Source organism: Mesorhizobium sp. M8A.F.Ca.ET.161.01.1.1 (assembly GCF_004792105.1).
GTDB lineage: Bacteria > Pseudomonadota > Alphaproteobacteria > Rhizobiales > Rhizobiaceae > Mesorhizobium.
In genome coordinates, this window is the sequence record NZ_SRTD01000005.1 from 375164 (window position 1) to 400203 (window position 25040).

23 protein-coding genes and 1 tRNA gene are annotated in these 25040 nt (G+C 64.3%); 14 read left to right on the top strand and 10 right to left on the bottom strand.

Annotated elements, in window-relative coordinates; translation table 11 throughout:
• Nucleotides 1-34: 34 nt before the first annotated feature.
• Nucleotides 35-628 (bottom strand): YqaA family protein, encoded by a 594-nt coding sequence (locus EN804_RS16050; RefSeq protein ID WP_127277861.1) that lies wholly within the window; start codon nucleotides 626-628, stop codon nucleotides 35-37.
• Between the two features lie 269 nt (nucleotides 629-897).
• Between EN804_RS16050 and EN804_RS16055 the strand changes: the two genes are divergently transcribed.
• Nucleotides 898-982: transfer RNA gene (locus EN804_RS16055), tRNA-Leu, on the top strand.
• Between the two features lie 320 nt (nucleotides 983-1302).
• Here the strand turns inward: EN804_RS16055 and EN804_RS16060 are convergent.
• From EN804_RS16060 to secA, 3 genes are all read right to left on the bottom strand, one after another.
• Complete coding sequence (locus tag EN804_RS16060; protein WP_135920221.1) at nucleotides 1303-2583, bottom strand: GNAT family N-acetyltransferase; 1281 nt, start codon at nucleotides 2581-2583, stop codon at nucleotides 1303-1305.
• Entirely contained in the window at nucleotides 2583-3983 is a 1401-nt protein-coding gene (locus EN804_RS16065) for a lipopolysaccharide biosynthesis protein (protein WP_135883461.1), read from the bottom strand. Before EN804_RS16065 ends, EN804_RS16060 begins: the two co-directional genes overlap by 1 nt.
• A gap of 327 nt (nucleotides 3984-4310) precedes the next feature.
• A complete protein-coding gene (gene secA, locus EN804_RS16070; RefSeq protein ID WP_135920223.1) occupies nucleotides 4311-7043 on the bottom strand; it encodes a preprotein translocase subunit SecA in 2733 nt (910 codons plus the stop codon).
• 261 nt (nucleotides 7044-7304) lie between these two features.
• Between secA and EN804_RS16075 the strand changes: the two genes are divergently transcribed.
• Complete coding sequence (locus tag EN804_RS16075) at nucleotides 7305-8231, top strand: peptidylprolyl isomerase (protein WP_135920226.1); 927 nt, start codon at nucleotides 7305-7307, stop codon at nucleotides 8229-8231.
• A 75-nt stretch (nucleotides 8232-8306) separates the two neighbouring features.
• Here the strand turns inward: EN804_RS16075 and EN804_RS16080 are convergent, their stop codons facing one another.
• Nucleotides 8307-8906, bottom strand: coding sequence for a TetR/AcrR family transcriptional regulator (locus EN804_RS16080; RefSeq protein WP_135883459.1), 600 nt, complete (start codon nucleotides 8904-8906; stop codon nucleotides 8307-8309).
• Nucleotides 8907-9008: 102 nt separating this feature from the next.
• Complete coding sequence (locus EN804_RS16085) at nucleotides 9009-10289, bottom strand: caspase domain-containing protein (RefSeq protein WP_246693433.1); 1281 nt, start codon at nucleotides 10287-10289, stop codon at nucleotides 9009-9011.
• Nucleotides 10290-10402: 113 nt separating this feature from the next.
• Here EN804_RS16085 and argJ point away from each other — a divergent pair, with 113 nt between their 5' ends.
• The 5 genes from argJ to EN804_RS16110 all read left to right on the top strand — a co-directional run bounded on the left by argJ (nucleotide 10403) and on the right by EN804_RS16110 (nucleotide 13570).
• On the top strand, nucleotides 10403-11644 hold the full coding sequence (argJ, locus tag EN804_RS16090; protein WP_127872283.1) for a bifunctional glutamate N-acetyltransferase/amino-acid acetyltransferase ArgJ: 1242 nt from the start codon (nucleotides 10403-10405) through the stop codon (nucleotides 11642-11644).
• 29 nt (nucleotides 11645-11673) lie between these two features.
• Nucleotides 11674-12426 carry a GNAT family N-acetyltransferase gene (locus EN804_RS16095; protein ID WP_127872357.1) on the top strand — a complete coding sequence of 251 codons (753 nt, stop codon included), beginning with the start codon at nucleotides 11674-11676 and terminating at the stop codon, nucleotides 12424-12426.
• The gene (locus EN804_RS16100) at nucleotides 12419-12841 is read left to right on the top strand and encodes a (deoxy)nucleoside triphosphate pyrophosphohydrolase (protein ID WP_127872284.1); all 423 of its coding nucleotides are present in this window, start codon (nucleotides 12419-12421) and stop codon (nucleotides 12839-12841) included. The genes EN804_RS16095 and EN804_RS16100 overlap by 8 nt, the downstream gene beginning before the upstream one ends.
• 124 nt (nucleotides 12842-12965) lie before the next feature.
• Nucleotides 12966-13280, top strand: a complete 315-nt coding sequence (locus EN804_RS16105) for a hypothetical protein (protein WP_127872285.1) — start codon at nucleotides 12966-12968, stop codon at nucleotides 13278-13280.
• 110 nt (nucleotides 13281-13390) lie between these two features.
• Nucleotides 13391-13570 (top strand): Flp family type IVb pilin, encoded by a 180-nt coding sequence (locus EN804_RS16110; RefSeq protein WP_127280913.1) that lies wholly within the window; start codon nucleotides 13391-13393, stop codon nucleotides 13568-13570.
• 14 nt (nucleotides 13571-13584) lie between these two features.
• Here the strand turns inward: EN804_RS16110 and EN804_RS16115 are convergent, their stop codons facing one another.
• Nucleotides 13585-14457, bottom strand: a complete 873-nt coding sequence (locus EN804_RS16115) for a methyltransferase domain-containing protein (RefSeq protein ID WP_135920228.1) — start codon at nucleotides 14455-14457, stop codon at nucleotides 13585-13587.
• 65 nt (nucleotides 14458-14522) lie between these two features.
• On the opposite strand from EN804_RS16115, the gene EN804_RS16120 reads away from it, so the two are divergent.
• Genes EN804_RS16120 through EN804_RS16135 form a run of 4 tightly spaced genes read left to right on the top strand, consistent with a single transcriptional unit; the run spans nucleotide 14523 to nucleotide 16928 of the window.
• Nucleotides 14523-15335 (top strand): ComF family protein, encoded by an 813-nt coding sequence (locus tag EN804_RS16120; RefSeq protein ID WP_135920230.1) that lies wholly within the window; start codon nucleotides 14523-14525, stop codon nucleotides 15333-15335.
• Between the two features lie 25 nt (nucleotides 15336-15360).
• The gene (grxC, locus tag EN804_RS16125; protein ID WP_127280365.1) at nucleotides 15361-15630 is read left to right on the top strand and encodes a glutaredoxin 3; all 270 of its coding nucleotides are present in this window, start codon (nucleotides 15361-15363) and stop codon (nucleotides 15628-15630) included.
• 9 nt (nucleotides 15631-15639) lie between these two features.
• Nucleotides 15640-16506, top strand: a complete 867-nt coding sequence (locus EN804_RS16130; RefSeq protein ID WP_135920232.1) for a carbon-nitrogen hydrolase family protein — start codon at nucleotides 15640-15642, stop codon at nucleotides 16504-16506.
• Nucleotides 16503-16928, top strand: a complete 426-nt coding sequence (locus EN804_RS16135) for a DUF1178 family protein (RefSeq protein ID WP_127280367.1) — start codon at nucleotides 16503-16505, stop codon at nucleotides 16926-16928. The genes EN804_RS16130 and EN804_RS16135 overlap by 4 nt, the downstream gene beginning before the upstream one ends.
• A gap of 4 nt (nucleotides 16929-16932) precedes the next feature.
• On the opposite strand, the gene EN804_RS16140 is transcribed toward EN804_RS16135, so the two are convergent.
• Nucleotides 16933-17418, bottom strand: coding sequence for a MarR family transcriptional regulator (locus EN804_RS16140; protein WP_127280368.1), 486 nt, complete (start codon nucleotides 17416-17418; stop codon nucleotides 16933-16935).
• A gap of 96 nt (nucleotides 17419-17514) precedes the next feature.
• Here EN804_RS16140 and EN804_RS16145 point away from each other — a divergent pair, with 96 nt between their 5' ends.
• Nucleotides 17515-18429: a DMT family transporter gene (locus tag EN804_RS16145; RefSeq protein WP_135920235.1), complete on the top strand. Its 915-nt coding sequence runs from the start codon at nucleotides 17515-17517 to the stop codon at nucleotides 18427-18429.
• Between the two features lie 69 nt (nucleotides 18430-18498).
• On the opposite strand, the gene ubiG is transcribed toward EN804_RS16145, so the two are convergent.
• Both ubiG and EN804_RS16155 read right to left on the bottom strand, forming a co-directional pair.
• Nucleotides 18499-19248, bottom strand: coding sequence for a bifunctional 2-polyprenyl-6-hydroxyphenol methylase/3-demethylubiquinol 3-O-methyltransferase UbiG (gene ubiG, locus EN804_RS16150; protein ID WP_127278446.1), 750 nt, complete (start codon nucleotides 19246-19248; stop codon nucleotides 18499-18501).
• A gap of 101 nt (nucleotides 19249-19349) precedes the next feature.
• Nucleotides 19350-21188, bottom strand: coding sequence for a CHASE3 domain-containing protein (locus EN804_RS16155; RefSeq protein ID WP_135920286.1), 1839 nt, complete (start codon nucleotides 21186-21188; stop codon nucleotides 19350-19352).
• 242 nt (nucleotides 21189-21430) lie between these two features.
• Here EN804_RS16155 and EN804_RS16160 point away from each other — a divergent pair, with 242 nt between their 5' ends.
• Together EN804_RS16160 and ptsP are read left to right on the top strand one after the other, a co-directional pair.
• Nucleotides 21431-22684 (top strand): aspartate kinase, encoded by a 1254-nt coding sequence (locus tag EN804_RS16160; RefSeq protein ID WP_127278445.1) that lies wholly within the window; start codon nucleotides 21431-21433, stop codon nucleotides 22682-22684.
• An 81-nt stretch (nucleotides 22685-22765) separates the two neighbouring features.
• Nucleotides 22766-25036, top strand: coding sequence for a phosphoenolpyruvate--protein phosphotransferase (gene ptsP / locus EN804_RS16165; RefSeq protein WP_127872290.1), 2271 nt, complete (start codon nucleotides 22766-22768; stop codon nucleotides 25034-25036).
• Nucleotides 25037-25040: the final 4 nt, after the last annotated feature.

Genomic DNA, 25040 nt, shown 5'->3' on the forward strand with positions numbered 1-25040 from the left:
GCCTGCCACTCTCAAAACCGGTTTTGAGAGGGCCTCAGACGACGTATTTGATCAGGATATAGAGCAAAATCAGGGCAACCGCGGCGGCGCCGGCGATCAGGCCCAGGCGCTTTTCGATGAATTCGCGGATTGGCTCGCCATAGCGGCGCAAAAGCCACGCCAGGAGCAGGAAGCGGCCGCCACGCGCGATGATCGCCAGCACGATGAACAGCGCCAGGTTGACGCCCAGGGCGCCGGACAGGATCGTCACCACCTTGATCGGCGGCAGATGCGCCGCACCCGAGGTGACCAGCATCAGGGCGATGAACTCGATGCTTACGCCCGCGGAGGAGCGCAACTGTTCGAACTCGTCATACTTGCCGTAGAATTCGAGGATAGGCCGCGCCACCGCGTCATAGGCGTAGTGGCCGATGAACCAGCCGGCAATGCCGCCCAGTACCGAAGCGACGGTGGCGATGAAGGCATAGCGATAGGCCCGGTCCGGCCGCGACAATGCCATCGGCAGATAGAGCACATCGGCCGGCACCAGGAATACCGAGCTTTCGACGAAAGCGATGAAAGCCAGCCACCATTCGGCGGATTTGCGGGCCGCCAGTGACAAGGTCCAGTCGTACAGTCCGCGAAGCATCGGCTCTCCTAGTGGATGTCGTGCACGCTGCGGTTCTCGGATACCGGCATGCATGAGACAAGGGCCTAAAGCGCCGCAGCCATCGCTTTCGCGGACATTTGAACGCGAGCCTGTCTAGAAAGATTTTCCGTGCCGCACAATGGCAGCGCTGTTTACGGAATCGTAAGGCGCGGGTTCAAGCGCGCCGACATCGGCAAATCTGCAACAGGCCAGTTGACGAACAGGCCTCCGACCGTATAGTCCGCGCCCATCCAGGCCGCCCGGCCTGAGCCCCTATGGCGGAATTGGTAGACGCGCTCGACTCAAAATCGAGTTCCGCAAGGAGTGCTGGTTCGATCCCGGCTAGGGGCACCATTCCATGTTCAGCTGCTGATTCACCTTTGCTTGCCCGCGGATGGTCCAGGCGAACTCGGTGAGACCATGGCTGTTGACAGCAGGCGCAGGCGGTATTTCGCCGAATCTCGTGCTTGCGGCTCATCCGGGACAAATTCAGAGCAGCAGGCTGGCGCCGTTGCGGCAACCTGCGTGCCCGTCAATCCAGCCAGAGCGAATGCTTGTAGCCGATCGCAATGTTCCATCTGGTCGCCACGATGTTGGCGTCGAGATGCCGTCGCGACAACTTAGATCAGAGCGCAAGCTGATTGAACGCAGCCGAGCTCGTCCCGACGGACCCCTTACCGTCGCCGCAGCAAAGTCTTCATCCGGTTGCGCAGCAGGCGCGCCATGTTGCGGGTCTCGCGGTAGAGATGCAGTTGCGAGGCGGCCTGGCGGGCGAGACGGTCGGCATCCCTGGTCAACCCGATCACCAATGTGCCGACCGGCTTGCGCTCGCTCCATAGCCTGCTCATCACCGGGTGATCGGGCACGGCGCAGGAATCGGTCATCATGATGTTGGGGTCGTCGAGATGCTGCCTGGTGACTTCGATCATCAGCAGCGTGCCGGGCGAATAGACGGCCAGCGTCTCGTCATAGGCGGTCTTCCAGGTGTAGGCGACGCCAGCCTCGACGAAGACGATCAGGCAAGCGATGGTGCGGCCGTCGAGCGTCAGCGAATGGATGCGGCACATGTCCTGTTCGGCCAGCCGGTGCACAGCCTCGCGGGCAAAGGCGGCGCGGAAGCGGTCGATGGCCATGGCGGTGCGCTCGCGGCCTTTCCAGCCGGACGCTTCCAGCGTCAGGAAGTGCTCGATGGCGTGGCGGATCTCCTCGGGGCCGCGTGCCACGACATGTTCGAGCTTGCCGAGATCGCCGAGGCGCCGCTTCAGGCGGCGGAACTCGCGGTAATGGTGCGCGCTGAGCGAAGCCTTCAGATAATCGTCGCCGTCGAGTTCGCTCTCCAGCACGGGGCGTGAGATCTGGCCCGTGGTGACCAGCATCAGGCCGCGCGTCTCGGCCACGGTGCCGATCAGGCTCGCCACCGGACCGTCGAGCCTGATGTCAGGCAGGACCAGGACTTTCGGCAGCTTCAGATGCGGGCGCGACAGCATCGAGAAGAAATCCTCGACCACGCCGACCGGATCGTCGCGGTCGATCAGCGGCGTGCCGAGCGGGCCGAACGGGCTCGACCATGTGCGCATGACCGGCACGCCGAGCGGCACCACCGGCCGTTCCACCGAGATCGGCACCAGCAGGCGCAGCCGGTTGCGGTATTCATCACCGTCGCGGATCACGGCAAGACGCACCTCGCGGTCTTCCAGGCGGGGCATGGCCGGCGCCAGGAAGCGCGGGTTGAAGAAGACGTTCGGCTCGATCGTGCGGGCGCAGAGATAGTCCAGTTCCTCGACCAGGTCGAAGCCGGCCGATGCCGGGTAGATGGCGAGTTTGCGCTCGGGCCGGTTGTTGGCGAGGATCTCGATATGGGCGGGATCAGCGTCGCGCGCCAGCCCGGCAAGGCCGGACACCATGGCGCCGGCGGGGCCGCCGCTGGTTTCCTCGAGCAAGGGGATGGCGGCCATCAGGCGGCTCCTTTGGCTGGCACGAAGATCGCCATGACGATGCCGAGCTTGCGCCAGACCGTGAAGGACAGCGCGCTGGCCTCGAAGATCATGGCAAAGGCGGTGGCCATGGCCGCGCCCCACAAGCCAAAAAGCGGGATCAGCACCACGTTGAGCCCGATGTTGAAGGCCAGGGTCATGGCATAGACGGCGGCGCAGACATTCTGGTTGCCGCTCATGGTGAGCAGGCTTTCGCAGGGACCCACGGCGGCCCGCGCCACGACGCCGAAGACAAGCAGGAACAGGAGCGGATAGCCAGAGGTGAATTCCGGGCCGAACAGCACCAGCATCGGTTCGCCCAGCGCCAGCACCAGGAACGCCATCAGCAGCGAGGGCCAGAAGGTCCACGATACCGTCTCGCGGGCGAAGGCGGCAAGTTTTTCCGGCTCGCCATGGGTGAACTGCGCGTAGCGCTGGGCGACGCCGGCCTTGACCGCGAAATAGACGAAATGCACCAGCGCCAGCGTCTTGACCGTGGCGAAATAGACGGCGACGTCGTTGGGATCCATATAGGCGCCGACCATCAGCACATCGGCATTGGTGAGCAGGAAGAAGAAGCTCTCGACCAGGAAGATCGGCAGCGAGACGATGAACCATTGTGCGAAATGCACTTTCATCGGGCCGGCCGGAATCTGCCTTTCCATGCGCTGGGTGACGCCGATCAACTGAGACAGCGTGGTGACGTAGGTGGCCGCGATCGAGGCGAAGATCGCCGTCCGCGCGTCGGGGGCGTAGCCTGCCCAAAGCATCAGCGCCATGAACAGCAGGATCAGCACCGGCCGTATCAGGTAGGTCGGCGACAGCGCAAACAATGCCCATGAATTGGCACGCGCCAGCCCCTGCAGCAAATCCGACAGCGCAATCATCGGCAGACAGATGACACCGAGGATGAACGGTATCACGTAGTAGTTTTCAATCCAGGGTGCGGCCAGCCAGACACCGAGGGCGCCAAGGCCCGCGATCAGTGTCGAGGCGATCAGCACGAACAGACGGCTGGCCACGACGATGCCGCGCAATTCGTCCATCAGGCCGCGCTCGCGGTATTCGGGAATGAAGCGGATGACCGATGTGTGAAAGCCGAGGCAGGCGAGGTTGCCGACGATGACCATCGTCACCCAGACCAGGACGAAAATGCCGTACTCGAACGAGCCCATCCAGCGCGCCATCAGCACCTGGCTGATGAAGGCGATGACGGCGCTGACGATGCGGATGGAGAAGGCGATGACCGACATGCGGCCGGCTTCGCCGCGCTCATCGGCGGTGAACAGCACGGCGTCGATGCGGTCAAGCAGCGGCCCCACGCGCAGCGCCAAACGCTGCGGCAAGAACCGCCCAGCAGTCGTGGCCGCGGAAAAGCGCACCCCGATTTCTCTCCGTTTTCCGCCTCTTTTCACGCTTTGGTGTAGCGAAGACACCTTAAGAAAGCGTGGGTGGGGGCGCTTCCTTCTCCCCGTTCAAGGGGAGAAGGTGCCGGCAGGCGGATGAGGGGCGGCGCCGGCTTTGGAGTTTGCACTGTGGATGCGGGAAGAAGAAAAGCCATCCGCAAAACGAATCGGCACGCCGGGAGCGGGCGAGGCATTGTTTTTGGTCGCAGACAAACGCCAATCTCGAACGTCAGCGCTGCCCCTCATCCGCCCTTCGGGCACCTTCTCCCCGTATAGTGACGGGGAGAAGGCAAGAGCGCGCTCTTACGCAAACGCGCCGTGGCAGTGCTTGTATTTCTTGCCGGAGCCGCAGGGGCAGGCTTCGTTGCGGCCGACCTTGCCCCAGGTGGCCTGGTTGTTGGGGTCGCGATCCTCGGGAGCGACGATGGCGTTGCTTTCCTGGCGCACCAGAAGAGCCGTTTCGCCGCCTTCGAAATCATTCTCGCCGGTGGTGCCGTCAATATGCGTGCCGAACATGTCGGGCGCTTCCGGCGGCGGGGCTTCGGCGGCCTGGCGGACCAGTTCGACGCGCATCAGCTGCGCGGTGACGGCCTGGCGCAGATTGCCAAGCATGGCCTGGAACAGCTCGAACGCCTCGCCCTTGTATTCCTGCAGCGGATCGCGCTGGGCATAGCCGCGGAAGCCGACGACCGAGCGCAGGTGATCGAGATTGACGATGTGCTCGCGCCACAAATGGTCGAGCGTCTGCAGCACCACGGAGCGCTCGACATAGGTCATCACCTCGGGGCCGAAACGGTCGGCGCGTTCTTGTGCCGCGGCTTCGGCGGCTTGAGAGATGCGCTCGCGGATGTCGTCCTCGGCGATGCCTTCTTCCTTCACCCAGTCCTCGATCGGCAGGTCGAGGTTGAGGAATTCGGCGACCTCGGCCTTCAGGCCCGCGATGTCCCATTGTTCGGCATAGGCGTTTTCGGGAATGGCCTTGGCTACGACCTCGTCGATGACGCCTTCGCGCATCTCGGCAATGGTTTCCGATAGGCCTTCGCCGTCCATCAGTTCGATGCGCTGCTCGAACACCACCTTGCGCTGGTCGTTGGAGACGTCGTCATATTTCAACAGGTTCTTGCGGATGTCGAAGTTGCGGGCCTCGACCTTCTTCTGCGCCTTTTCCAGCGCCTTGTTGATCCAGGGATGGATGATGGCCTCGTCTTCCTTGAGGCCGAGCTTCTGCAGCATGCCGTCCATGCGCTCGGAACCGAAGATGCGCATCAGATCGTCCTGCAGCGACAGGAAGAATTTCGAGCGGCCCGGGTCGCCCTGGCGGCCGGAACGGCCTCTGAGCTGATTGTCGATGCGGCGTGACTCATGGCGCTCGGTGGCGAGCACGTAGAGGCCGCCGGCGGCCAGCGCCTTTTCCTTCAGGCGCTCGATGTCGGCATAAATCTCCTTTTCCCGCGCCTCGCGCTCGGGACCCTCCGGCATGTCGCCCAGTTCGTCGGCGATGCGCATCTCGGCATTGCCGCCGAGCTTGATGTCGGTGCCGCGGCCGGCCATGTTAGTGGCGATGGTGATGGCGCCGGGCTTGCCAGCCTGGGCGACGATCGCCGCCTCGCGCTCGTGGTGGCGGGCGTTCAGCACTTCGAAATCCTTGAAGCCTTCCTTGCGCAGGCGCTCGGCCAACTGCTCGGACTTTTCGATCGAGGTGGTGCCGACCAACGTCGGCTGGCCCTTGGCGCTGGCTTCGCGGATCTCCCTGACGATCGCCTTGTACTTCTCCTCGACCGTCCGGTAGACCTCGTCGTCCTCGTCCTTGCGGATAACGGGCAGGTTGGTCGGGATCTCGGTGACTTCTAGGCCGTAGATGTTGCCGAATTCCTCGGCTTCGGTCAGCGCCGTGCCGGTCATGCCGGAAAGCTTCTTGTAGAGGCGGAAGTAGTTCTGGAAGGTGACGGAGGCCAGCGTCTGGTTCTCCGGCTGGATCGCCACATGTTCCTTGGCTTCGAGCGCCTGGTGCAGGCCTTCCGAATAGCGGCGGCCGGGCATCATGCGGCCGGTGAACTCGTCGATGATGACGATCTCGCCGTTGCGCACGATGTAGTCCTTGTCGCGCTGGAACAGCCGGTGCGCCTTCAGCGCGTTGTTGACGTGATGGACGATGGCGACGTTCTCGACGTCGTACAGCGACTCGCCCTTGAGCAGGTCGGCATCGCGCAGCATACTCTCGAGCTTCTCGGTGCCTTCCTCGGTGAAGATCGAGGTCTTCTGCTTCTCATCGATCTCGTAATCCTGCGGCTGCAGCTTGATGATGAAGGTGTCGATGGTGTTGTACATTTCCGAACGGTCCTCTAGCGGACCGGAAATGATCAGCGGCGTGCGCGCCTCGTCGACCAGGATGGAATCGACCTCGTCGACGATCGCGTAATTGTGACCGCGCTGCACCATCTGGGCGCGCTCGTACTTCATGTTGTCGCGCAGATAGTCGAAGCCGAGCTCGTTGTTGGTGGCGTAGGTGACGTCGGAGGCGTAGGCGACGCGACGCTCCTCGTCCGACAGGCCGTGGACGATGACGCCGACCGACAGGCCGAGGAATTTGTAGACGCGGCCCATCCATTCGGAGTCGCGGGTGGCGAGGTAGTCGTTGACGGTGACGACATGGACGCCGTTGCCGGCGAGTGCATTGAGATAGACCGGCAGCGTCGCGACCAGGGTCTTGCCCTCGCCGGTGCGCATCTCGGCAATGCCGCCATTGTGCAGCACCATGCCGCCGATCAGCTGGACGTCGAAGGGACGCATGCCAAGCACACGGCGCGCCGCCTCGCGGGCGGTCGCGAAGGCTGGGATCAGCAGATCGTCAAGGCTGGCGCCGTTGGCGATGTCCTGGCGGAATTTTTCCGTGCGGCCGGCAAGCTCGGCGTCGGAGAGCGCCCGCATCTCGTTTTCCATGGCGTTGATCGCCTCGACACGGGGGCGGGTCGATTTGACCCGACGGTCGTTGGAGGAACCGAAAACCTTACGGGCGAGACCGCCGAGACTGACCATCCAATGGTCCTTTCGATAGAATTCTCAATCTTGAGACAGGCGCCGGCCGGCCCCATCACATCCACGTGAACGCACCGCTTGAATGCGGGCAAACACAAAAAGCGCCCGGAAAACGGTTCTGGACGCCAAGTCGATGGACAGATAAGAGGGGGCTCAACTGATGTCAACGCCGCGCTGGCCCTGCCGGTCGCGCCAAATTCCGCCATAATCTGGCTGATCTGGAAGCCGCCCTCCTTACAATCCCTCACCGGAGTCATCCTTATGTCCTTGTTGTTCAGCCGTGCGTCGCTTGCCAGCCTTGGCCTGGCCCTCGGCCTGTCGGCTCTTTGCCTGTCGCCATCGATGGCGCAGGAGACCGCTCCCGCACCGGCCGCCCCGGCGGATGCGGCCGCACCGGCCGCGGCGCCGGTCGATCCGAACACCGTGATCGCCACCGTCAACGGCCAGCCCTTGACCGAAGCCGATCTGATGCTTGCCGAGGGCGAGCTGTCGCAGCAGTTCGCGCAGTTGCCGCCTGAACAGCGCCGCGCCGCCGCCCTTTCGGCGGCGATCGAAATCCGTGTCATGGCCGCCAAGGCCGTTACCGACGGTCTTGACAAGGATCCCGATTTCCAGCGCCGCATGGCCTTCCTGCAGCAGCGCGCGCTGCATGGCGAGATGGTCGAAAAGGGCGTCGTCGACAAGGTCACCGATGCCGAGGTTCGCGCCCGCTACGACCAAGAAATCGCCAACACCCCGCCGGTCAACGAGGTGCATGCCCGTCACATCCTCGTGAAGACCAAGGAAGAGGCCGAGGCGATCATCAAGCAGCTCGACGGCGGCGCCGACTTCCAGAAGCTCGCCAACGAACACACCTCGGATCCGAGCGGCAAGTCCAATGGCGGCGACCTCGGCTGGTTCGGGCCTGGCCAGATGGTGCCGGAGTTCGACAAGGCGGCCTTCGCGCTCGATGTCGGCAAGTACACCGAGCAGCCGGTGCAGTCGCAGTTTGGCTGGCACGTCATCAAGCTCGAGGACAAGCGCGCCAAGCAGCCGCCGGCCTTCGACGACGTCAAGGACCAGGCCAAGCAGGCCGTCATCCGCGACAAGTATTTCGCGCTGGTCAAATCGCTGCGCGCCGGTGCCAAGGTCGAGATCCCCGACGCCAACCTCAAGAAGGCCGTCGATACGCTGGAAAGCGCCAAGTAAGCCCGAACAGCTTCGAAAAGGGCGCGGCAGCCGGAAGGTGCCGCGCCCTTTTTGTTGGCACGTGCCAGCGGGCGCCTATCTGCCGGGCGCTGCTATGCCTTGCAGGAGATAGCGGACCACCTTGCGGATCGTCGCTTCGGGCTCGTCGAGCCGGTTGGTCAGGAGATGCCGCCACGCGTAGGAAGCCAGGAGGTCGGCGACCACGGCCGGATCGATATCGCTGGCGATTTCGCCCCTTGCCTTGGCACGTTCGATGATCTGGGTGGTGTGGGCGCGGCGTCCGCTGGCGTAACCGGCAAGAGCCTCGGCCGCGGTCTCATCCGACTGCGCCTCGGCGATCAGCGACCTGAACACGCTTCCCGACGATGTCTCGCGCCAGTGGAAGAACAGGTTCTCCAGGAAGCCGACGAGATCTTCTTCCAGTTTTCCCGTATCGGGAACGTCGACGCGTTTCTGGCGCTGGTAGACTTCCAGCAGCAGCGCCGCCTTGCTCGGCCACCAGCGATAGATGGTCGGCTTGCCGGCGCGCGCTCGCCGCGCCACCGCCTCGATCGAAAAGCCGGCATAGCCGGCCTCGACGAGCACGGCCTCGGCTGCCTCCAGAATGGCGTCCGCACTGTCGGGATTGCGCCGCGCCCCGATCGATCTGCGCGCCGTATCCGCCGCCTCGGCCATTCCTGTCGTCCTCGTTCAATTCGCCGGCATGATAAGTGATCCGGTGATGAAACGAAACGATCCGTTTTTGGATGCAGAGGCGCCGTCATCAGGCGGTGGTCGTCACATCGGCTGCGACGTCTCGGACACGATGCGCCATCCCTTATCGGTCTTGATCAATTCCAGCGTCACCCGCGCCTTGCCGGCCACGCGCGCCGCCGACTTGTCCTTTGGCGTGTAGTCGTAGCTCATGGCAAAGACGGCCTGGGCGCTGCCCTCGCCGTGCGGTGTAACCTCCAGGCTGCCGGGGTCGAGGCCAAGCGACCATGAAGCCCATTGCGCGAACCAGTCGCTCTTCACCTTCGCAAGCGTCTCGGCATCGTAAGGCGTGCCGAAGATGGTGGCGGATGCGCCATAGAGCCGTCTGACGGCCGCGCGCATGTCCTTGGTGTCAGGCTGCAGATAGTCGTCGCGCAGGAACTTCTCGATCGCGCTTTTGTCGTCGCCGACCGAACGCTCGAGCGCAGCCACTTGCGTCGAGGGCGCGGGCGCGGCCGTCGGTTCCGGGGCCTTCACCGGTCCTTCGCCCGGCACGAACTCGAAGCGTTCGAGCAGTGATCCCTGCTCCCAGGGTCGCTGGGCCTCGCGGGTTTGCGAAACCACGTCGCGGCGCACCGCGATCATCATGTCGTTGATGCTCTGGCCGGGTTCGGCGACATGGCGCAGCAGGGCCTGGGCGAAGGGCGAGTTGCGCCCGCTGCCGTCCATGGCGACAGCACCTGGCGCGGTCGAAAAGGCGATGAAGGAACCGCGCGTCGAATCGAACTGCGCCAGACCCGCCAGCGCCGTCGCCGAGCGGGTGGTGGCGGTGCGGCTCAGGCTGCGGGCAAACGGGTTGTTGCGGCAGGCATCGAGGAAGACCAGGCTGACCTTGGTCTGCTGTTCCATGATGTCGAGGACTTCGTCGATCGGCACGGCTTCGAGCTGCAGCTTCACCGGCATGTCGAGCCTGGCGTCGACCGGCACGATGTAATTGCGGCCGTCGACCTGAAGGCCGTGGCCGGCATAGTAGAAAAGCCCAACGCCGGCACCTTCGAGCGCATCGGAGAACTCGCCGATGCTGTGTTCAAGCTCGCGCTTGCCGAGGTCGTTGCCTTCGATGACCTCGAAGCCGATGGAACGCAGCTTGTCGGCGATGTCGAGCGCGTCGTTGACCGGATTGGCCAGCGTGCCGGCCTCGGCATAGGTACCGTTGCCGATGACGAGCGCGACGCGCCGCCCCGGCTCGGCGTCGGCGCGCAGCAGCAGAAGTCCGAGAAATGCCCAAGCGAGGATCGCAAGCCTGCCCATGGGGAAGATCATAGCGCCACGGACCCCGGCGATGCCAACGGATTTGAAATGCAAGCTTAATCCTGACCGGGTTTGTCCCTGGCCGGAGCGACGAAAACGCGCTTGCGCCCGCGCGCCGTATCGGGCAAACCGGCCTTCCCCTTGCGATTTTCCCGCCCGAGGTCTCCATGTCCACGACGATTTCGCCGCTCGCGCCGAAGAAATACCCCAAAATGCCGGAAATCGAAGGGGTGCGCATCGCCACCGCCGAAGCGGGGATAAAGTACAAGAACCGCACCGACCTGCTGGCCATGGTGTTCGACGCCGGTACCGCGGTCGCCGGCGTGTTCACCAAGTCGAAATGCCCCTCGGCGCCGGTCGATTTCTGCCGCCAGAACCTTGGCGCCGGCCAGGCGCGGGTGCTGGTCGTCAATTCCGGCAACGCCAACGCCTTCACCGGCAAGAAGGGCCGCGAGTCCACCGCGATGACGGGCGAAGCGGCGGCGAAGGCCGCGGGCTGCACGCCAGGCGAGGTTTTCCTGGCTTCGACCGGCGTCATCGGCGAGCCGCTCGACACATCCAAGTTCAGCCATCTGCTCGCCGGGCTGGTCAGCGATGGCAAGCCGAACCTGTGGACCGAGGCTGCAAGGGCCATCATGACCACGGACACCTATCCGAAAGTGGCGACGCAGACGGTGAAGCTCGGCGACGCAGATGTCACCATCAACGGCATTTCCAAGGGTGCCGGCATGATCGCGCCAGACATGGCGACGATGCTCTCCTTCATCGCCACCGACGCGCCGATCGCGGCACCGGTCCTGCAGGACCTTTTGTCGCGCGGCACTGCCAAGACATTCAACGCGGTGACCGTCGACAGCGACACCTCGACCAGCGACACGCTGTTGTTGTTCGCCACCGGCAAGGCGGCAAAGCGCGGCGCGCCTGAAATCACCGATCCCAGGGATGCCCGCCTTGGTCAGTTCCGCCGGGCGCTCGGCAAGGTGCTGAAGTCGCTGGCGCTGCAAGTGGTGCGTGACGGCGAGGGCGCGCGCAAGCAGGTCGAAGTCACCGTCACCGGGGCCAAGTCGGCCCGCTCGGCCAAGCGCATCGCGCTGTCGATCGCCAATTCGCCGCTGGTCAAGACAGCGGTCGCCGGCGAGGACGCCAATTGGGGCCGCGTCGTCATGGCCGTCGGCAAGGCCGGCGAGCCCGCCGACCGCGACCGGCTGTCGATCTGGTTCGGCGACAACCGGCTGGCGCATGAGGGCGAGCGCGACCCGGCCTACTCGGAGGAAGCGACCTCGGCCTACATGAAGCGCGATGACATCCGCATCCGCGCCGATATCGGCATCGGCCGCGGCAAGGCGACGGTGTGGACCTGCGATCTCACCAAGGAATATGTCGCCATCAACGGCGACTACAGGAGCTGATCGCGTTGGTTTCGCGTCATCCGGCAAGCATGCTCGCGACCGTGCGCCGCTACGAGGCGGCCGGCTTTCGCGCCTGGCCCGCGGCCGCGGTCCACTATGACGGCACGTGGGTGGTGCGCCTGACCGCGGGACATCCGGCCAAGCGGCTGAACTCGGTCAATCCACTCGATCCCGGCGACATCCAGCACATCGCCGACCGCATCGGTCGCGCCAGCCGCCGCTTCGACGCCTATGGCCGGCCATTGACGTTCCGCATGTCGCCACTGTCGGGCCCCGATCTTGCCGGCCATCTCGACAAGGAAGGCTGGAGCCGGTTCGACGAATCGCTCGTCATGCGGCTGCAGTTGGCGGACGCGCGGCTCGACGACGCCATGGACCAGATTCCGCTCAAGGACATCAGCCGCTTCATCGGAGCATTGCTCAAGGTCAGCGGCTCGGACATATCGCTGCGGCCGGGCCTGTCGGAGATCATCGGCGCTATCCAGCCCGAAGCCGGGCTGTTCGCGCTCGAGGATGGGGCGGAGCCGCTGGCGACGTTGATCTGCGTGCATGACGGCGATCTTGCCGGCCTGTTCGAGGTCGCCACCGACAAGGCGGCGCGCAACAAGGGGCACGGCCGCAACCTGATCCTGTCGGCGTTGAAATGGGCGCGGCTGCGCGGCGCGCGGGAGGCCTGGCTGCAGGTCGAGGCCGGCAACGCGCCGGCGCTGGCGCTCTACCGCGCGCTCGGCTTCGAGGAAGTCTACCGCTACCACTACCGCCGGCCGCCCGGCCATGAATGATCTGACATCCGGCGGCAAGCGCCTGCTCCTGGTCGCCGCTTGCGCGCTGGTCGACGCCGATGGCCGCGTGCTGCTGGCGCAGCGTCCGCAAGGCAAGCAGCTTGCCGGCCTGTGGGAGTTTCCCGGCGGCAAGGTCGAGCCCGGCGAGACGCCGGAACAATGCCTCATCCGTGAACTGCATGAGGAGATCGGCATCGAAACCGAAATCCCATGCCTGGCGCCACTGACCTTTGCCAGCCATTCCTACGACGACTTCCATCTCTTGATGCCGCTGTTTGTCTGCCGCCGCTTCCGCGGCATCGCCCAGCCGAGGGAAGGGCAGGCGCTGAAATGGGTGCGGCCGAAACAGATGCGCGACTATCCGATGCCGCCGGCCGATGCGCCGTTGATCCCGTTCCTGATCGATCTCCTCTGACGATCGAGAGCTGATGGACCGCGGTCCATATCAGCCAGCGTTAATGGAAGATTTATCTCATCATGAAAAATTGATGCATGGCCGTTTTTCGCGTGGCCGCCACAAATTCGCTGGGGAGCGAGGAATGAGCCTGGACAGGGAGTGGGATTCGATCCGGCCCGAGCGCGGTTTTCGTGCCGCCGATGCCGGCATGGGCGTCCTGCGGATCGCGCTGCTGTTCGGGTCGGCCGCGGTGGCGCTGGCGCTGATCGCGACCCCTTTCCTCGACAGCCAGACGCGTTCGCAAACGGCCCGCGATGGTTTCCCCGGCCTCGACATGACGGCTACCGGTTCGATCAGCCACCGCAGCACGTATACAGTGCGCCGCAGCGTGCTGCAGGCCGAACCCGGTGGGGTCTGCATTATCCGCTCCGATGGCAAAAGCAGCGGCGACTGCTGACAAGGTTAAGGCATTGCCGAAAGGCGGCGATTTCATCCCCTGTTAAGCCTTTGCCGTTAACCTTTCTTAACAGATCGGCCGTAAGATCGTGGCAAGGGGGAAATGAGGTGATGAAAACAGTGCTGCTGCGCTTTCTGAAGGACGAAAACGGCGCCACGGCCGTCGAATACGGCCTGATTGTCTGCGTACTGTCGCTGACCATCATCGGCGGTATCGGCCAGGTCTTCAACTCGATCACCTGGCTGTTCAGCGACAACGGCAGCAGGCTTGCGAACGCTTTCGCGCACTAGAGCCTGCGAACAGGTCAATGCCCTTCAGGCCCCTCCAGTATAGTCTTTAGCGAAACCTTGGCCGAACCGGGCTTCAGCGGCTTTTGCTGCGACGCGTCGGGCGCCCAGCCGGACATCCAGACAATCGAAAAGCTTGCCCTGACGCGACCGTCGGGGTCGGAGAAGCGTTCGGCGTAGATTTCCGCGGCGCGGGCAAACAGTCTGCGCGAGCCCGGCCGCCGGCTGCGGTCGGCAAGCGCGCTGGTTTCGCCCATGGCGCGCAGGTCGGCCATAAGCGCAAACAGATTGGCATAGCGCACCGTCACCGTCTCGACGTCGGCGACCGGCAACGCGAAACCGGCGCGCTGCAGCAGTGCGCCAGCATCGCGCACATCGGTGAACGGGATGACGCGCGGGCTGGCGCCACCGTAGATATCGGTCTCCGCGGCAAGCAGGCTTTCGCGCAGTTCCGACAGGGTGCCGGCGCCCGCGAAGGCGCCGAGGAAAAGTCCGTCCGGCCGCAGGGCGCGGCGGATCTGGATCAGCATGCCCGGGATGTCGTTCATGGTTTGCAGCGACAAAAGCGACACCACCAAATCGAGCCTCTGCGGTTCGAACGGTACGGTCTCGAGCGGCGCAATCAGGCCGGCGGCACCATTCAGGAAAGCCGCGTCCGTCTCGACACGGGCGATATCGGCTACCTTGCCGCTCTGCGCAAGGACGTCGGCCGCGGCCGAGGTCTGGCAAAACAGCACCGCCGCCTTGGCGAACCTGCGCTCGACGGCACCCAGCCGGTCGGCAAGATCCTCGGCGGCGCGATGCATGAGGAAGTCGGCACCGTCAACCGGATGGATGAGCGCGCGCCGCTTGTGCGCCAGCCACAGAGAGGTATCCATTATAGGCTGCAAGGGATGGTCCTTGTATGTCCGCGCCCTGATATGGTTCGTATGGTGGGCGACGAGAAACCAACCACGTGGCCGATCCGATGCCCAAGATCAAGTCCGACGAGATCAGGAAGCTGGCCGGGTCGGCAGCCCGGTCGGCTCTGGGCTGGCCGGCGCGCATCCTGTTTCCGCCGGTCTGCGCCGGTTGCCGCCGGCAAGTCTCGCAGCCCGGCGTGCTGTGCGGCGCCTGCTGGCCGAAGCTGCGGCTGCTGGAGCGGCCCTGGTGCCCGGTGATGGGCACGCCGTTCACCCATCATATGGGGGATGGTTTTCTGTCGGCGGAGGCGATCGCCGATCCGCCGCCCTTCGAACGGGCGCGGGCAGCGGTCGCCTATTCCGGCGTGGCCCGCCAGATGGTGCAAGGGCTGAAATACCAGGACCGCACCGATCTCGCTCCCTGGATGGCGCGCTGGATGGTTCGCGTGGGCGCCGACCTTATCGCCGACGCGGATGTGGTGGTGCCTGTGCCGCTGCATTGGCGCCGTTTTTTCAGGCGGCGGTTCAACCAGTCGGCGGAACTGGCGCGCTCGGTTTGCGAGCTCAGCGGGCTGTCTTTCGCGCCTTCCGCCATGCGTCGTGTCAAACTCACCCGCCAGCAGGTCGGGCTGGAGCGGCAGGAGCGCGAGGAGAACGTGCGCGCCGCCTTTCGCGTGCCCGCCGAGGCGGAGATTGAGATTGCAGGCCGCAGGGTGCTTCTGATCGATGATGTCTACACCACCGGCGCCACCGTGCGTGCCGCCACCAAGGCGCTGAAAAAGGGAGGCGCTGCCGCCGTCGACGTGCTGACCTTTGCCCGCGTGTTGCCTGGGGACTTCCGGGCGGACGAGTCCACGACTATATAAGTCGGCAACGGAAACGGAATTCGTCATGGTCGATGTCACGATCTATACGCGCATGATGTGCGGCTACTGCACGGCGGCCAAGCGGCTGCTGGAGCGCAAGGGTGTCGCCTATACCGAGCACGACGCCTCGTTTTCGCCGGAGCTGCGCCAGGAAATGATGTCGCGCGCCCACGGGCGCACCACCTTTCCGCAGATTTTCATCGGCGACACGCATGTCGGCGGCTGCGACGACCTCCATGATCTGGAGGCGGAGGGTCGACTGGACAAATTGCTCGCCAACGGCTCGTCGATTTGAGGTGTGACAATGGGTGTTTTCAAGGCAGCGGCAATCCAGATGCGTTCAGGCGAGAGCCCCGAGCGCAATGCGGTCGATCTCGAACGATTGGTGCGTGAGGCCGCGGCCCAAGGCGCAACCTACATCCAGACGCCGGAAATGACCGGAGCGCTGATCCGCGACAGGCAAGCGCGCGCCGCGTCCTTCACCTCCGAAGACAAGGACATCATCGTCGCGACCGCGCGCAGGCTGGCGCGCGAACTCGGCGTGTTCCTGCATATCGGCTCGACCGCTATCCTGCGCGCCGACGGCAAGCTCGCCAACCGCGCGCTCCTGTTCGGCCCCGATGGCGTGACGCTCGCCAGCTACGACAAGATCCACATGTTCGACGTCGATCTCGACAATGGCGAGAGCTGGCGTGAATCGGCCGCCTACGAGCCTGGCACGGAGGCCGTCGTCGCCGGGATCGGGGGCGCGAAGCTCGGCTTCGCCGTCTGCTACGACCTGCGCTTTCCGCAACTGTTCCGCGCCGAGGCGATGGCCGGCGCCGATCTGCTTTCCGTGCCCGCCGCTTTCACCCGCCAGACCGGCGAGGCGCATTGGCACGTGTTGCTCAGGGCACGCGCCATCGAGAACGGCGCCTTCGTCGTCGCCGCCGCGCAAGGCGGCCTGCACGAGGATGGCCGCGAGACCTATGGGCATTCTCTGATCATCGATCCGTGGGGCCGCATCATCGCGGAAGCCGCGCATGACGAGCCTGGGGTGATCGTCGCCGCGATCGACCCGGCGCAATCGCTTGCGGCGCGCAAGAAGATCCCCAATTTGAAGAATGCGCGGGATTTCACAATCAATGCCGGCGAGGTTGACGCGCCACGTCTCAGGGGTGCCGCCTCTTGATCCGCTTTTCCCTGATCTGCGAAAACGAGCACGAGTTCGAGGGCTGGTTTCGCAGCAATGACGATTTCGACACCCAGAAGAAGCGCGGCTTCGTCGATTGCCCCAGCTGCGGTTCGCACAAGGTCGAGAAAGCGCTGATGGCGCCCGCCGTGTCCACGGCCCGCAAGCAGGAAACCATAGCGCTTGCCATGGGCGAGGCGCAGAAGCAGGCGCTGGCGCAACTGAAGGCGATGGCCGAGAAAGTGCGCGAGAACGCCGACTATGTCGGCGACAAGTTCGCCGAGGAAGCGCGAAAGATCCACTTCGGCGAAACCGATGCGCGCGGCATCTATGGCGAGGCGACGCTGGAAGAGGCCAAGGGCCTTGCCGAGGACGGCGTCGATTTCATGCCGATTCCAGTGTTTCCGGACGACCGGAACTGAGCACTTAGCTCACGCTGCTGATCAGTTTTTCCAGCAGACGCGAAAGTGTTTCTCTTTCGGTCAGCGTCAGGCCGGACAGGATCTGATGCTCGTTCGCCACATGGGCGGTGACAGCCTCGTCGATCAGCGCAAGGCCCTTGTCGCTCAGCCGCACGATGATGCCGCGCCGGTCGTTGGGGTGTGGCGCGCGCTGGATCAGGCCGGATGTTTCGAGCCGATCCAGTCTGTTGGTCATGGCCCCGGAGGTCACCATCGTCGCCTCGTAAAGCGCCGTCGGCGTCAGCGCGTAAGGCGCGCCTGAGCGGCGCAGCGTCGCCAGCACATCGAACTCTCCCGCCTGCAATCCGAAACGGGCAAAGAGCGGCGCAAGGCGGTCGCGGGCGATCAGCGAGGAGACCTCATTCAAGCGCCCGATCACGGCCATCGGTGATACGTCTAGGTCCGGCCGCTCCCGCTTCCACTGCTCGATGGCTTTCCCTGCACGGTCCATCTATCTCACCGTAATGTATCTTGACGTTAAGAATCTTTCCATTATCTTATCCCAAGATGCAATGCCGGCCAAGGGCCGTGCGGACAGGGATCGATCATGAAACTTCTCTGGGATTCGGCGCTCGGCCTGCTGATCGTCACCGGGGGGCTGCTTGGCCTGACTCTGCCTTTCGGCAAGCTCGCCACGGTGGCCGGCATGCCGGCCATGGTCTGGGCCTTCGTCATCTCGCTCGGCGCCGGCGGCGTGCTTCTCGTCGTATTGCTGCTGCGCGGCCAGCGCATCCGGCTCACGGCGCACAAGCTTCGCTATTTCTTCGTCACCGCCGCAGTGTCTTATGCCGTGCCAAACCTTTTGATGTTCTCGGCCATACCGCATTTGGGCGCCGGCTACACCGGCATCATGTTCACGCTGTCGCCCGTCGTCACGCTGGTGTTGTCGATCCTGCTCGGCGTGCGGCGGCCCAACATGCTGGGCATATCAGGCATCGCCGTCGGTTTCGTCGGCGCGGTCATGGTGGCGGTGACGCGTGGCGAGGCCGGCCAGCCGGCCGATGTCTTCTGGGTCATCATGGGCCTGCTCATTCCCGTCAGCCTTGCCGCCGGCAACATCTATCGCACCATCGACTGGCCGGAAGGAACCGGTCCTATCGAACTCGCGGTCGGCAGCCATCTGGCGTCCGCGGCGATGCTGCTCGTCGGCATCCTGACCTTGCTTGGAGGCAAGGCCTTCGCCCAGCTCGGCACCGTGCCGCTCATCGTCGTGGCACAGATGGCCTCGGCATCGGCGATGTTTGCTTTCTTCTTCCGGCTGCAGGCGGTGGGCGGCCCGGTCTATCTCAGCCAGATCGGCTATGTCGCTGCGGCCGTTGGGCTGTTTGCCGGTACGATCTTCCTTGGCGAGCACTATCAACTGCTGACCTGGGTCGGCGCGGTCATCATCACCGCCGGCGTGTTCATCACCACCAAGGCGCAGAGCCAGACCGCTACGAGGGCGCAGAGCCAGGCCGCCTAAGTTTCTTTAGCCCCGCCGCCGGCTCCGGCAGTGGGTATCGGCGGCGGCTGAGGCTGAGGATTTGGCTGATCAGACCGATCCCTTTTCCGCCAGCACCATATAGTTGACGTCCATGTCCTTCGACCGCGCCCAGCGGTCGGCAAGCGGATTGTAGGTGACGCCGGTGCGGTCGATGATGGTCAGGCCGGCGCCGTCCAGCGCCTTTTCCAGCTCCTCCGGGCGCACCAGCTTGCCGAACTGATGAGTGCCGCGCGGCAGCCAGCGCAACACATATTCGGCGCCGATGATGGCTAGGCCGAGCGCCTTCAGCGTGCGGTTGATGGTGGCCACGAACATGATGCCGCCGGGCTTGACCATCTCGCCGCATTTGGCGACGAACAGGTCGATGTCGGCGACATGTTCGACCACTTCCATGTTGAGGACGACATCGAATTTTTCGCCGGCCTCGGCGAGATCTTCCGCCGTCGTGGCGCGATAGTCGATGCTCACATTGCCCTCGGCGGCATGCAGTTTCGCCACTTCGATGTTTGTTTCGGAGGCGTCCGCTCCGATCACCTCGGCGCCGAGCCGCGCCATCGGCTCGCACAAAAGGCCACCGCCGCAGCCAATGTCGAGGATACGCAGGCCCTCGAACGGCCGCGCCGCACGCGGGTCGCGGCCGAAGCGCGCCGCGATCTGGTCGCGGATATAGGAAAGCCGGACCGGATTGAATTTGTGCAGCGGACGAAACTTGCCGTTCGGGTTCCACCATTCGGCGGCAAGGGCGGAAAAGCGTTCCACTTCTCCGGCATCGATCGTCGATCGTCGGGGCTCAGGCATAGGTTGGTCTCCTCGGACGCTACGAAGTCGGGCGTGAGGCATCGAATGTCAAGGCAACAATTTTCAATGCTGACAAAGTGACTGGCCGACCAAAGGCCAGCCTATTTCGAGTCCAGCACGTCGCGCAGCTTGGCCGCCAGCTGCTCGATGGTGAACGGCTTGGCCAGGAAGTGCACGTCATGGTCGAGCACGCCGTTGTGGACCACGGCGTTCCTGGTGAAGCCGGTGGTGAAGACGACTTTCAATCCGGGCTGGCGCGCGAGCGCTTCTTCGGCGAGCTTGCGGCCATTCATCACCGGCATGACGATGTCGGTGAAAAGCAGGGCGATGCCGGGTGTCGCGGCGAGCTTCTCAAGGGCCTCCGGTCCACCTGCCGCATGGATGACGGTGTAGCCGAGTTCGCGCATGACGTCGGTCGTGGCAGCCCGCACGCGGGCGTCGTCCTCGACGACGAGGATCGTCTCGGTGACTTTGGCGGCGCTCTTGCCGCGCCCTGTGGGCGATGCCGGCTCCTCTGGTCCGAAAAACCGGGGCAGATAGATCTTGATCGTCGTGCCTTCGCCGGGCTCGGAGTAGATCTTGACGTGGCCGCCCGACTGTTTGACGAAGCCGAACACCTGGCTCAGCCCAAGTCCCGTGCCCTTGTTGGCCGGCTTCGTCGTGAAGAAGGGCTCGAAGGCCTTGGCGATGACCTCGGGCGACATGCCCGCACCGGTGTCGGTTACCGCGATCATCACATATTGGCCAGGTGCGAGCTCGGCATGCGTCGATGCATAAGCCTCGTCGAGGTGGCTGTTGACGGTCTCGATGGTCAGCTTGCCGTCATTATCCATGGCATCGCGGGCATTGACGGCCAGATTGAGGATCGCGTTCTCAAGTTGGGAAGGATCGGCATGGGTTTTCCACAGGCCGCCCGCCAGCACGGTTTCGATGCGGATGCCTTCGCCCAAGGAACGGCGCAGAAGATCTGACATGCCGGTCAACAGCCGGTTGGTGTCGACAACCTGCGGCGCCAAAGGCTGCAGGCGGGAGAAGGCAAGCAAGCGGGAGGTCAGATCGGCGGCACGGCTGGCCGCGTCCGTCGCGGCCTCGACAAGCTTTTCAATGTCATGTTCGCCCCGTTTCAGCTTGCGCTGGGCAAGGTTCATGGCGCTGAGGATGACCGCCAGCATGTTGTTGAAGTCGTGAGCGATCCCACCGGTCAACTGCCCGACGGCTTCCATCTTCTGCATCTGGCGTATCTGGGATTCGGCCTTTTCCCGCGTCTGGATCTCGTTGCCGAGCTCGATGTTCTTGCGCATCAGCTCTTCCTGGACGGCGACCACATCGCGGAAGCGGCGGCGGGATTGACGGATGGTGTAGACGCCAAGCAGGAAAATCGCCAGCAACGCAGCCAGCGAGCCGATGCGCAACCAGGCCTCGACCCGATCGGTATGCTCGTCGCGCGCGGCCACGGCGGCGGCGCCAATACGCCGGATCGTGTCCATGCTGGCCCGGATTTCGTCCATGGCGGCCTTGCCCTGACCGCTGCGGACCAGTTGCAGGGCCTTTGCCGCATCGCCTCGATCATAGAGGGCTATCGTCTGGGACAGCTCAGCCTGCTCTTGCGAAAGCGCTTCCTTGATGTGGCTGATCTGCTGGACGATCCGATCGTCGGGAGCGGCCGCGCTCTCGATCCGCGCCAGTTGTCCGGGAATTGCCTCGACGGCCTTCCGGTAAGGCTCCAGATAGGATTTTTCTCCGGTGAGCAGGTAGCCGCGCTGACCACTCTCGGCGTCTTGCGCCAGTGAAAGCAGCCCGGAAAGCTGCTCCTGATATTCGATTGTCTCGCGCGCGGCGGCACGATTGGCCCTCTGGCTCTCGACGAGCACGGTACGGGCGCCGACGATCAGCGCCAGCACGGCGAAGCCGGCGACAATCGGGAGCGATTGCAATCGCATGGCGCGACGAAGACGAGCAATCATCTGTTATGCCGAACCAAAAGGAATTCCCCGCAGGCAAGCATTTGGTAAGCGGCGCCGGCCTGGAAGGCAATATGTCGTATTGTTGCGCAATCCGCCGTCAGCCTTGCGAAACCTTCCTCATTTGGCTAAGGAGGCCGCGCATCCAGCGGCCGGCGCAAGCCGGGCGCTTTTCTTCCGTTTTCGGCCCGGGCCACTCCAGTCAAAGGCATTTCGCTTCCATGGCGCGTATCGTGATGAAATTCGGCGGAACCTCCGTCGCCGACATCGCCCGCATCCGCAACGTGGCGCGTCACGTCAAACGCGAGGTCGATGCCGGCCACGAGGTGGCGGTGGTGGTTTCGGCGATGGCCGGCAAGACCAATGAACTGGTCGGCTGGACGCGCGAGGCCTCGCCGATGCACGACGCACGCGAATATGACGCGGTCGTCGCTTCCGGCGAACAGGTCACGGCTGGCCTGCTTGCCATCACCTTGCAGAACATGGGCGTGCATGCGCGTTCCTGGCAGGGCTGGCAGATCCCGATCAAGACCGACAACGCGCATGGCGCGGCGCGCATCCTCGACATCGACGGCGCCTTCCTGGTCAAGCGCTTCGGCGAGGGGCAGGTGGCGGTCGTCGCCGGGTTCCAGGGCATCGGACCGGACAACCGCATCGCAACGCTTGGCCGCGGTGGCTCCGACACCAGCGCCGTGGCGATCGCCGCAGCGGTCAAGGCTGACCGCTGCGACATCTACACCGACGTCGACGGGGTCTACACCACCGACCCGCGCATCGAGCCGAAGGCGCGCCGGCTGGCCAAGATCTCCTTCGAGGAAATGCTTGAAATGGCCTCGCTCGGCGCCAAGGTTCTACAGGTGCGTTCGGTCGAGCTTGCCATGGTGCACAGGGTACGTACCTTCGTGCGGTCGTCCTTCGACGATCCCGATGCGCCCGGAATGGGGGATTTGCTCAATCCTCCGGGAACGCTCATTTGCGACGAGGAAGAGATCGTGGAACAGCAGGTCGTCACCGGAATTGCCTACGCCAAGGACGAGGCGCAGATTTCGCTGCGCCGTGTCGGCGACCGGCCAGGCGTCGCCGCCGGCATCTTCGGCCCGCTGGCCGAGGCCAACATCAATGTCGACATGATCGTCCAGAACATCTCCGAGGACGGCAAGCTGACCGACATGACCTTCACCGTGCCGTCGGGCGACGTCGACAAGGCGCTGGCCGTGCTCGACCGGCTGAAGGCCGAGATCGGCTACGATGTCGTGCAGTCGGAAGCCGGCATGTCGAAGGTTTCGGTCATCGGCATCGGCATGAGGAGCCATGCGGGTGTTGCCGCCACCGCCTTCAAGGCGCTGGCCGACAAGGCGATCAACATCCGCGCCATCACCACCTCCGAGATCAAGATTTCGATACTGATCGACGGTCCGTATACCGAACTGGCGGTTCGCACTTTGCATTCCGTCTACGGTCTCGATAAGCAGTAGCAAGACTGAATCAGTTGTTGCGTGCATGCCGGCCGCGGCGGAAACTGCGGCGGCAAGTGTTTCATTGGAGAAGAAGCCGCGATGCGTGACCAGGCCAGCGGCCCGCGCGTTTTGCTGAAACGGCTCCGCGAGCTCATGCAGGAGCCGCTGGAGCCGCAGGAGCGGCTTGACCGCATCGTGCGCGACATCGCCTCCAACATGGTCGCCGAAGTGTGCTCGCTCTATGTGCTGCGCGCCGATTCGGTGCTCGAACTCTACGCCACCGAAGGTCTGAACCCGAACGCTGTCCACCTCGCGCAACTGCGGCTGGGACAAGGCCTGGTCGGTACGATCGCGGCGAGTGCCAGGCCGCTCAACCTGTCCAACGCACAGGAACATCCGGCCTTCGCCTACTTGCCGGAGACCGGGGAGGAGATCTACAATTCCTTCCTCGGCGTCCCGGTGCTCAGGGCAGGGCGTACGCTCGGCGTCCTGGTTGTCCAGAACAAGACCATGCGCCACTACCGCGACGACGAGGTCGAGGCGCTGGAAACCACCGCCATGGTCATCGCCGAGATGATCGCCACCGGCGATCTGGCGCGGCTGACCCGGCCGGGCCTCGAACTCGACCTGCGCCGGCCCGTCAGCTTCACCGGCCTGTCCTTCAACGACGGCGTCGGACTTGGTCACGTCGTGCTGCACGAGCCGCGCATCGTCGTCACCAATCTGTTCAACGAGGACAGCGAGGAAGAGGTCCGCCGGCTCGAAGCCTCGCTCGGTTCGCTCAGGCTCTCGATCGACGACATGCTGGAGCGCCGCGACGTCGCCTTCGAGGGCGAGCATCGCCAGGTGCTGGAAGCCTACCGCATGTTCGCCAACGACCGCGGCTGGGTGCGGCGGCTGGAAGAGGCGATCCGCAATGGCCTGACAGCGGAAGCGGCGGTGGAAAAGGTGCAGAGCGACATGCGCGCCCGCATGCTGCACATGACCGATCCCTATCTGCGCGAGCGGATGAGCGATTTCGACGATCTCGCCAACCGGCTGTTGCGCCAGCTGATGGGCCGCGGGCCCGAGGATGTCGCGGCCTCGCTGCCGAAGGACGCCATCATCGTCGCCCGCTCGATGGGCGCCGCCGAACTGCTCGATTACCCCCGCGACAAGCTGCGTGGCCTGGTGCTCGAGGATGGCGCGGCGACCAGCCATGTCGTCATCGTCGCGCGCGCCATGGGCATTCCCGTTGCCGGCCAGATGAAGGGCGCCGTTTCCATGGCGGAAAACGGCGATGCCATCATCGTCGACGGCGAGGAGGGTGCGATCCATCTGCGGCCGCAATCCGATCTTGAAGCCGCCTATGCCGAAAAAGTACGGTTCCGGGCGCGCCGGCAGGAAGTCTACCGCGAACTGCGCAAGAAGCCGTCGACGACCAGGGACGGTGTCCAGGTCGATCTGCTGATGAATGCCGGGCTTGCCGTCGACCTCCCGCAATTGGCGGAGGCGGGCGCTGCCGGCATCGGCCTGTTCCGCACGGAACTGCAATTCATGGTCGCCTCGACCTTTCCACGCGCCGAAGCCCAGGAAAAACTCTATCGCGACGTGCTCGAAGCGGCGCGCGGCAAGCCGGTCACCTTCCGCACCATCGACATCGGTGGCGACAAGGTGCTGCCCTACTTCAAGGGCGCGATCCAGGAAGAGAATCCGGCGCTCGGCTGGCGCGCGATCCGCCTGACGCTCGACCGGCCAGGCTTGCTGCGCACCCAGATCCGCGCCTTGCTCAAGGCCAGCGGCGGGCGCGAACTCAAGTTGATGCTGCCGATGGTGACCGAGCTTGGCGAAATCGCCCAGGCGCGCGAAATCATCGACCGCGAGGTGCGGCATCTCTCACGCTTCGCCCACCATCTGCCGACCAGTCTCAAACTGGGCGCCATGCTGGAAGTGCCGTCGCTTCTGTTCCAGCTCGACGAATTGATGAAGGCGGTCGACTTCGTCTCGGTCGGGTCGAACGACCTGTTCCAGTTCGTCATGGCGGTCGACCGCGGCAATACGCAACTGGCCAACCGCTTCGATACGCTGTCGGCGCCGTTCCTGCGGGTGCTCAAGCAGATCGCCGACGCCGGCGCGCGCAATCATACGCCCGTCACCCTATGCGGTGAACTGGCCGGCAAGCCGATCTCGGCGATGGCGCTGATTGGCCTCGGTTTCCGCTCGATCTCGATGTCGCCAGCCTCGATCGGCCCGGTCAAGGCGATGCTGACGGAGCTGCCGCTGGAGGAGCTGAAGGCTTTCTTCGACGACAATCTGATGGCGCCGGCGCAAGGGCTGCCGATGCGGGCGTTGCTGCAGGCCTTCGCCGACGACCGCTCGATCCCGTTGTAGCACC

Coding starts and splice junctions, on each gene's coding strand:
- EN804_RS16155 (WP_135920286.1), bottom strand. CDS start 21,188: ATGCGATTGCAATCGCTCCCGATTGTCGCCGGCTTCGCCGTGCTGGCG.
- EN804_RS16100 (WP_127872284.1), top strand. CDS start 12,419: ATGAATGATCTGACATCCGGCGGCAAGCGCCTGCTCCTGGTCGCCGCT.
- EN804_RS16060 (WP_135920221.1), bottom strand. CDS start 2,583: ATGGCCGCCATCCCCTTGCTCGAGGAAACCAGCGGCGGCCCCGCCGGC.
- argJ (WP_127872283.1), top strand. CDS start 10,403: ATGTCCACGACGATTTCGCCGCTCGCGCCGAAGAAATACCCCAAAATG.
- ubiG (WP_127278446.1), bottom strand. CDS start 19,248: ATGCCTGAGCCCCGACGATCGACGATCGATGCCGGAGAAGTGGAACGC.
- secA (WP_135920223.1), bottom strand. CDS start 7,043: ATGGTCAGTCTCGGCGGTCTCGCCCGTAAGGTTTTCGGTTCCTCCAAC.
- ptsP (WP_127872290.1), top strand. CDS start 22,766: ATGCGTGACCAGGCCAGCGGCCCGCGCGTTTTGCTGAAACGGCTCCGC.
- EN804_RS16110 (WP_127280913.1), top strand. CDS start 13,391: ATGAAAACAGTGCTGCTGCGCTTTCTGAAGGACGAAAACGGCGCCACG.
- EN804_RS16080 (WP_135883459.1), bottom strand. CDS start 8,906: ATGGCCGAGGCGGCGGATACGGCGCGCAGATCGATCGGGGCGCGGCGC.
- EN804_RS16050 (WP_127277861.1), bottom strand. CDS start 628: ATGCTTCGCGGACTGTACGACTGGACCTTGTCACTGGCGGCCCGCAAA.
- EN804_RS16140 (WP_127280368.1), bottom strand. CDS start 17,418: ATGGACCGTGCAGGGAAAGCCATCGAGCAGTGGAAGCGGGAGCGGCCG.
- grxC (WP_127280365.1), top strand. CDS start 15,361: ATGGTCGATGTCACGATCTATACGCGCATGATGTGCGGCTACTGCACG.
- EN804_RS16105 (WP_127872285.1), top strand. CDS start 12,966: ATGAGCCTGGACAGGGAGTGGGATTCGATCCGGCCCGAGCGCGGTTTT.
- EN804_RS16095 (WP_127872357.1), top strand. CDS start 11,674: ATGCTCGCGACCGTGCGCCGCTACGAGGCGGCCGGCTTTCGCGCCTGG.
- EN804_RS16130 (WP_135920232.1), top strand. CDS start 15,640: ATGGGTGTTTTCAAGGCAGCGGCAATCCAGATGCGTTCAGGCGAGAGC.
- EN804_RS16075 (WP_135920226.1), top strand. CDS start 7,305: ATGTCCTTGTTGTTCAGCCGTGCGTCGCTTGCCAGCCTTGGCCTGGCC.
- EN804_RS16145 (WP_135920235.1), top strand. CDS start 17,515: ATGAAACTTCTCTGGGATTCGGCGCTCGGCCTGCTGATCGTCACCGGG.
- EN804_RS16160 (WP_127278445.1), top strand. CDS start 21,431: ATGGCGCGTATCGTGATGAAATTCGGCGGAACCTCCGTCGCCGACATC.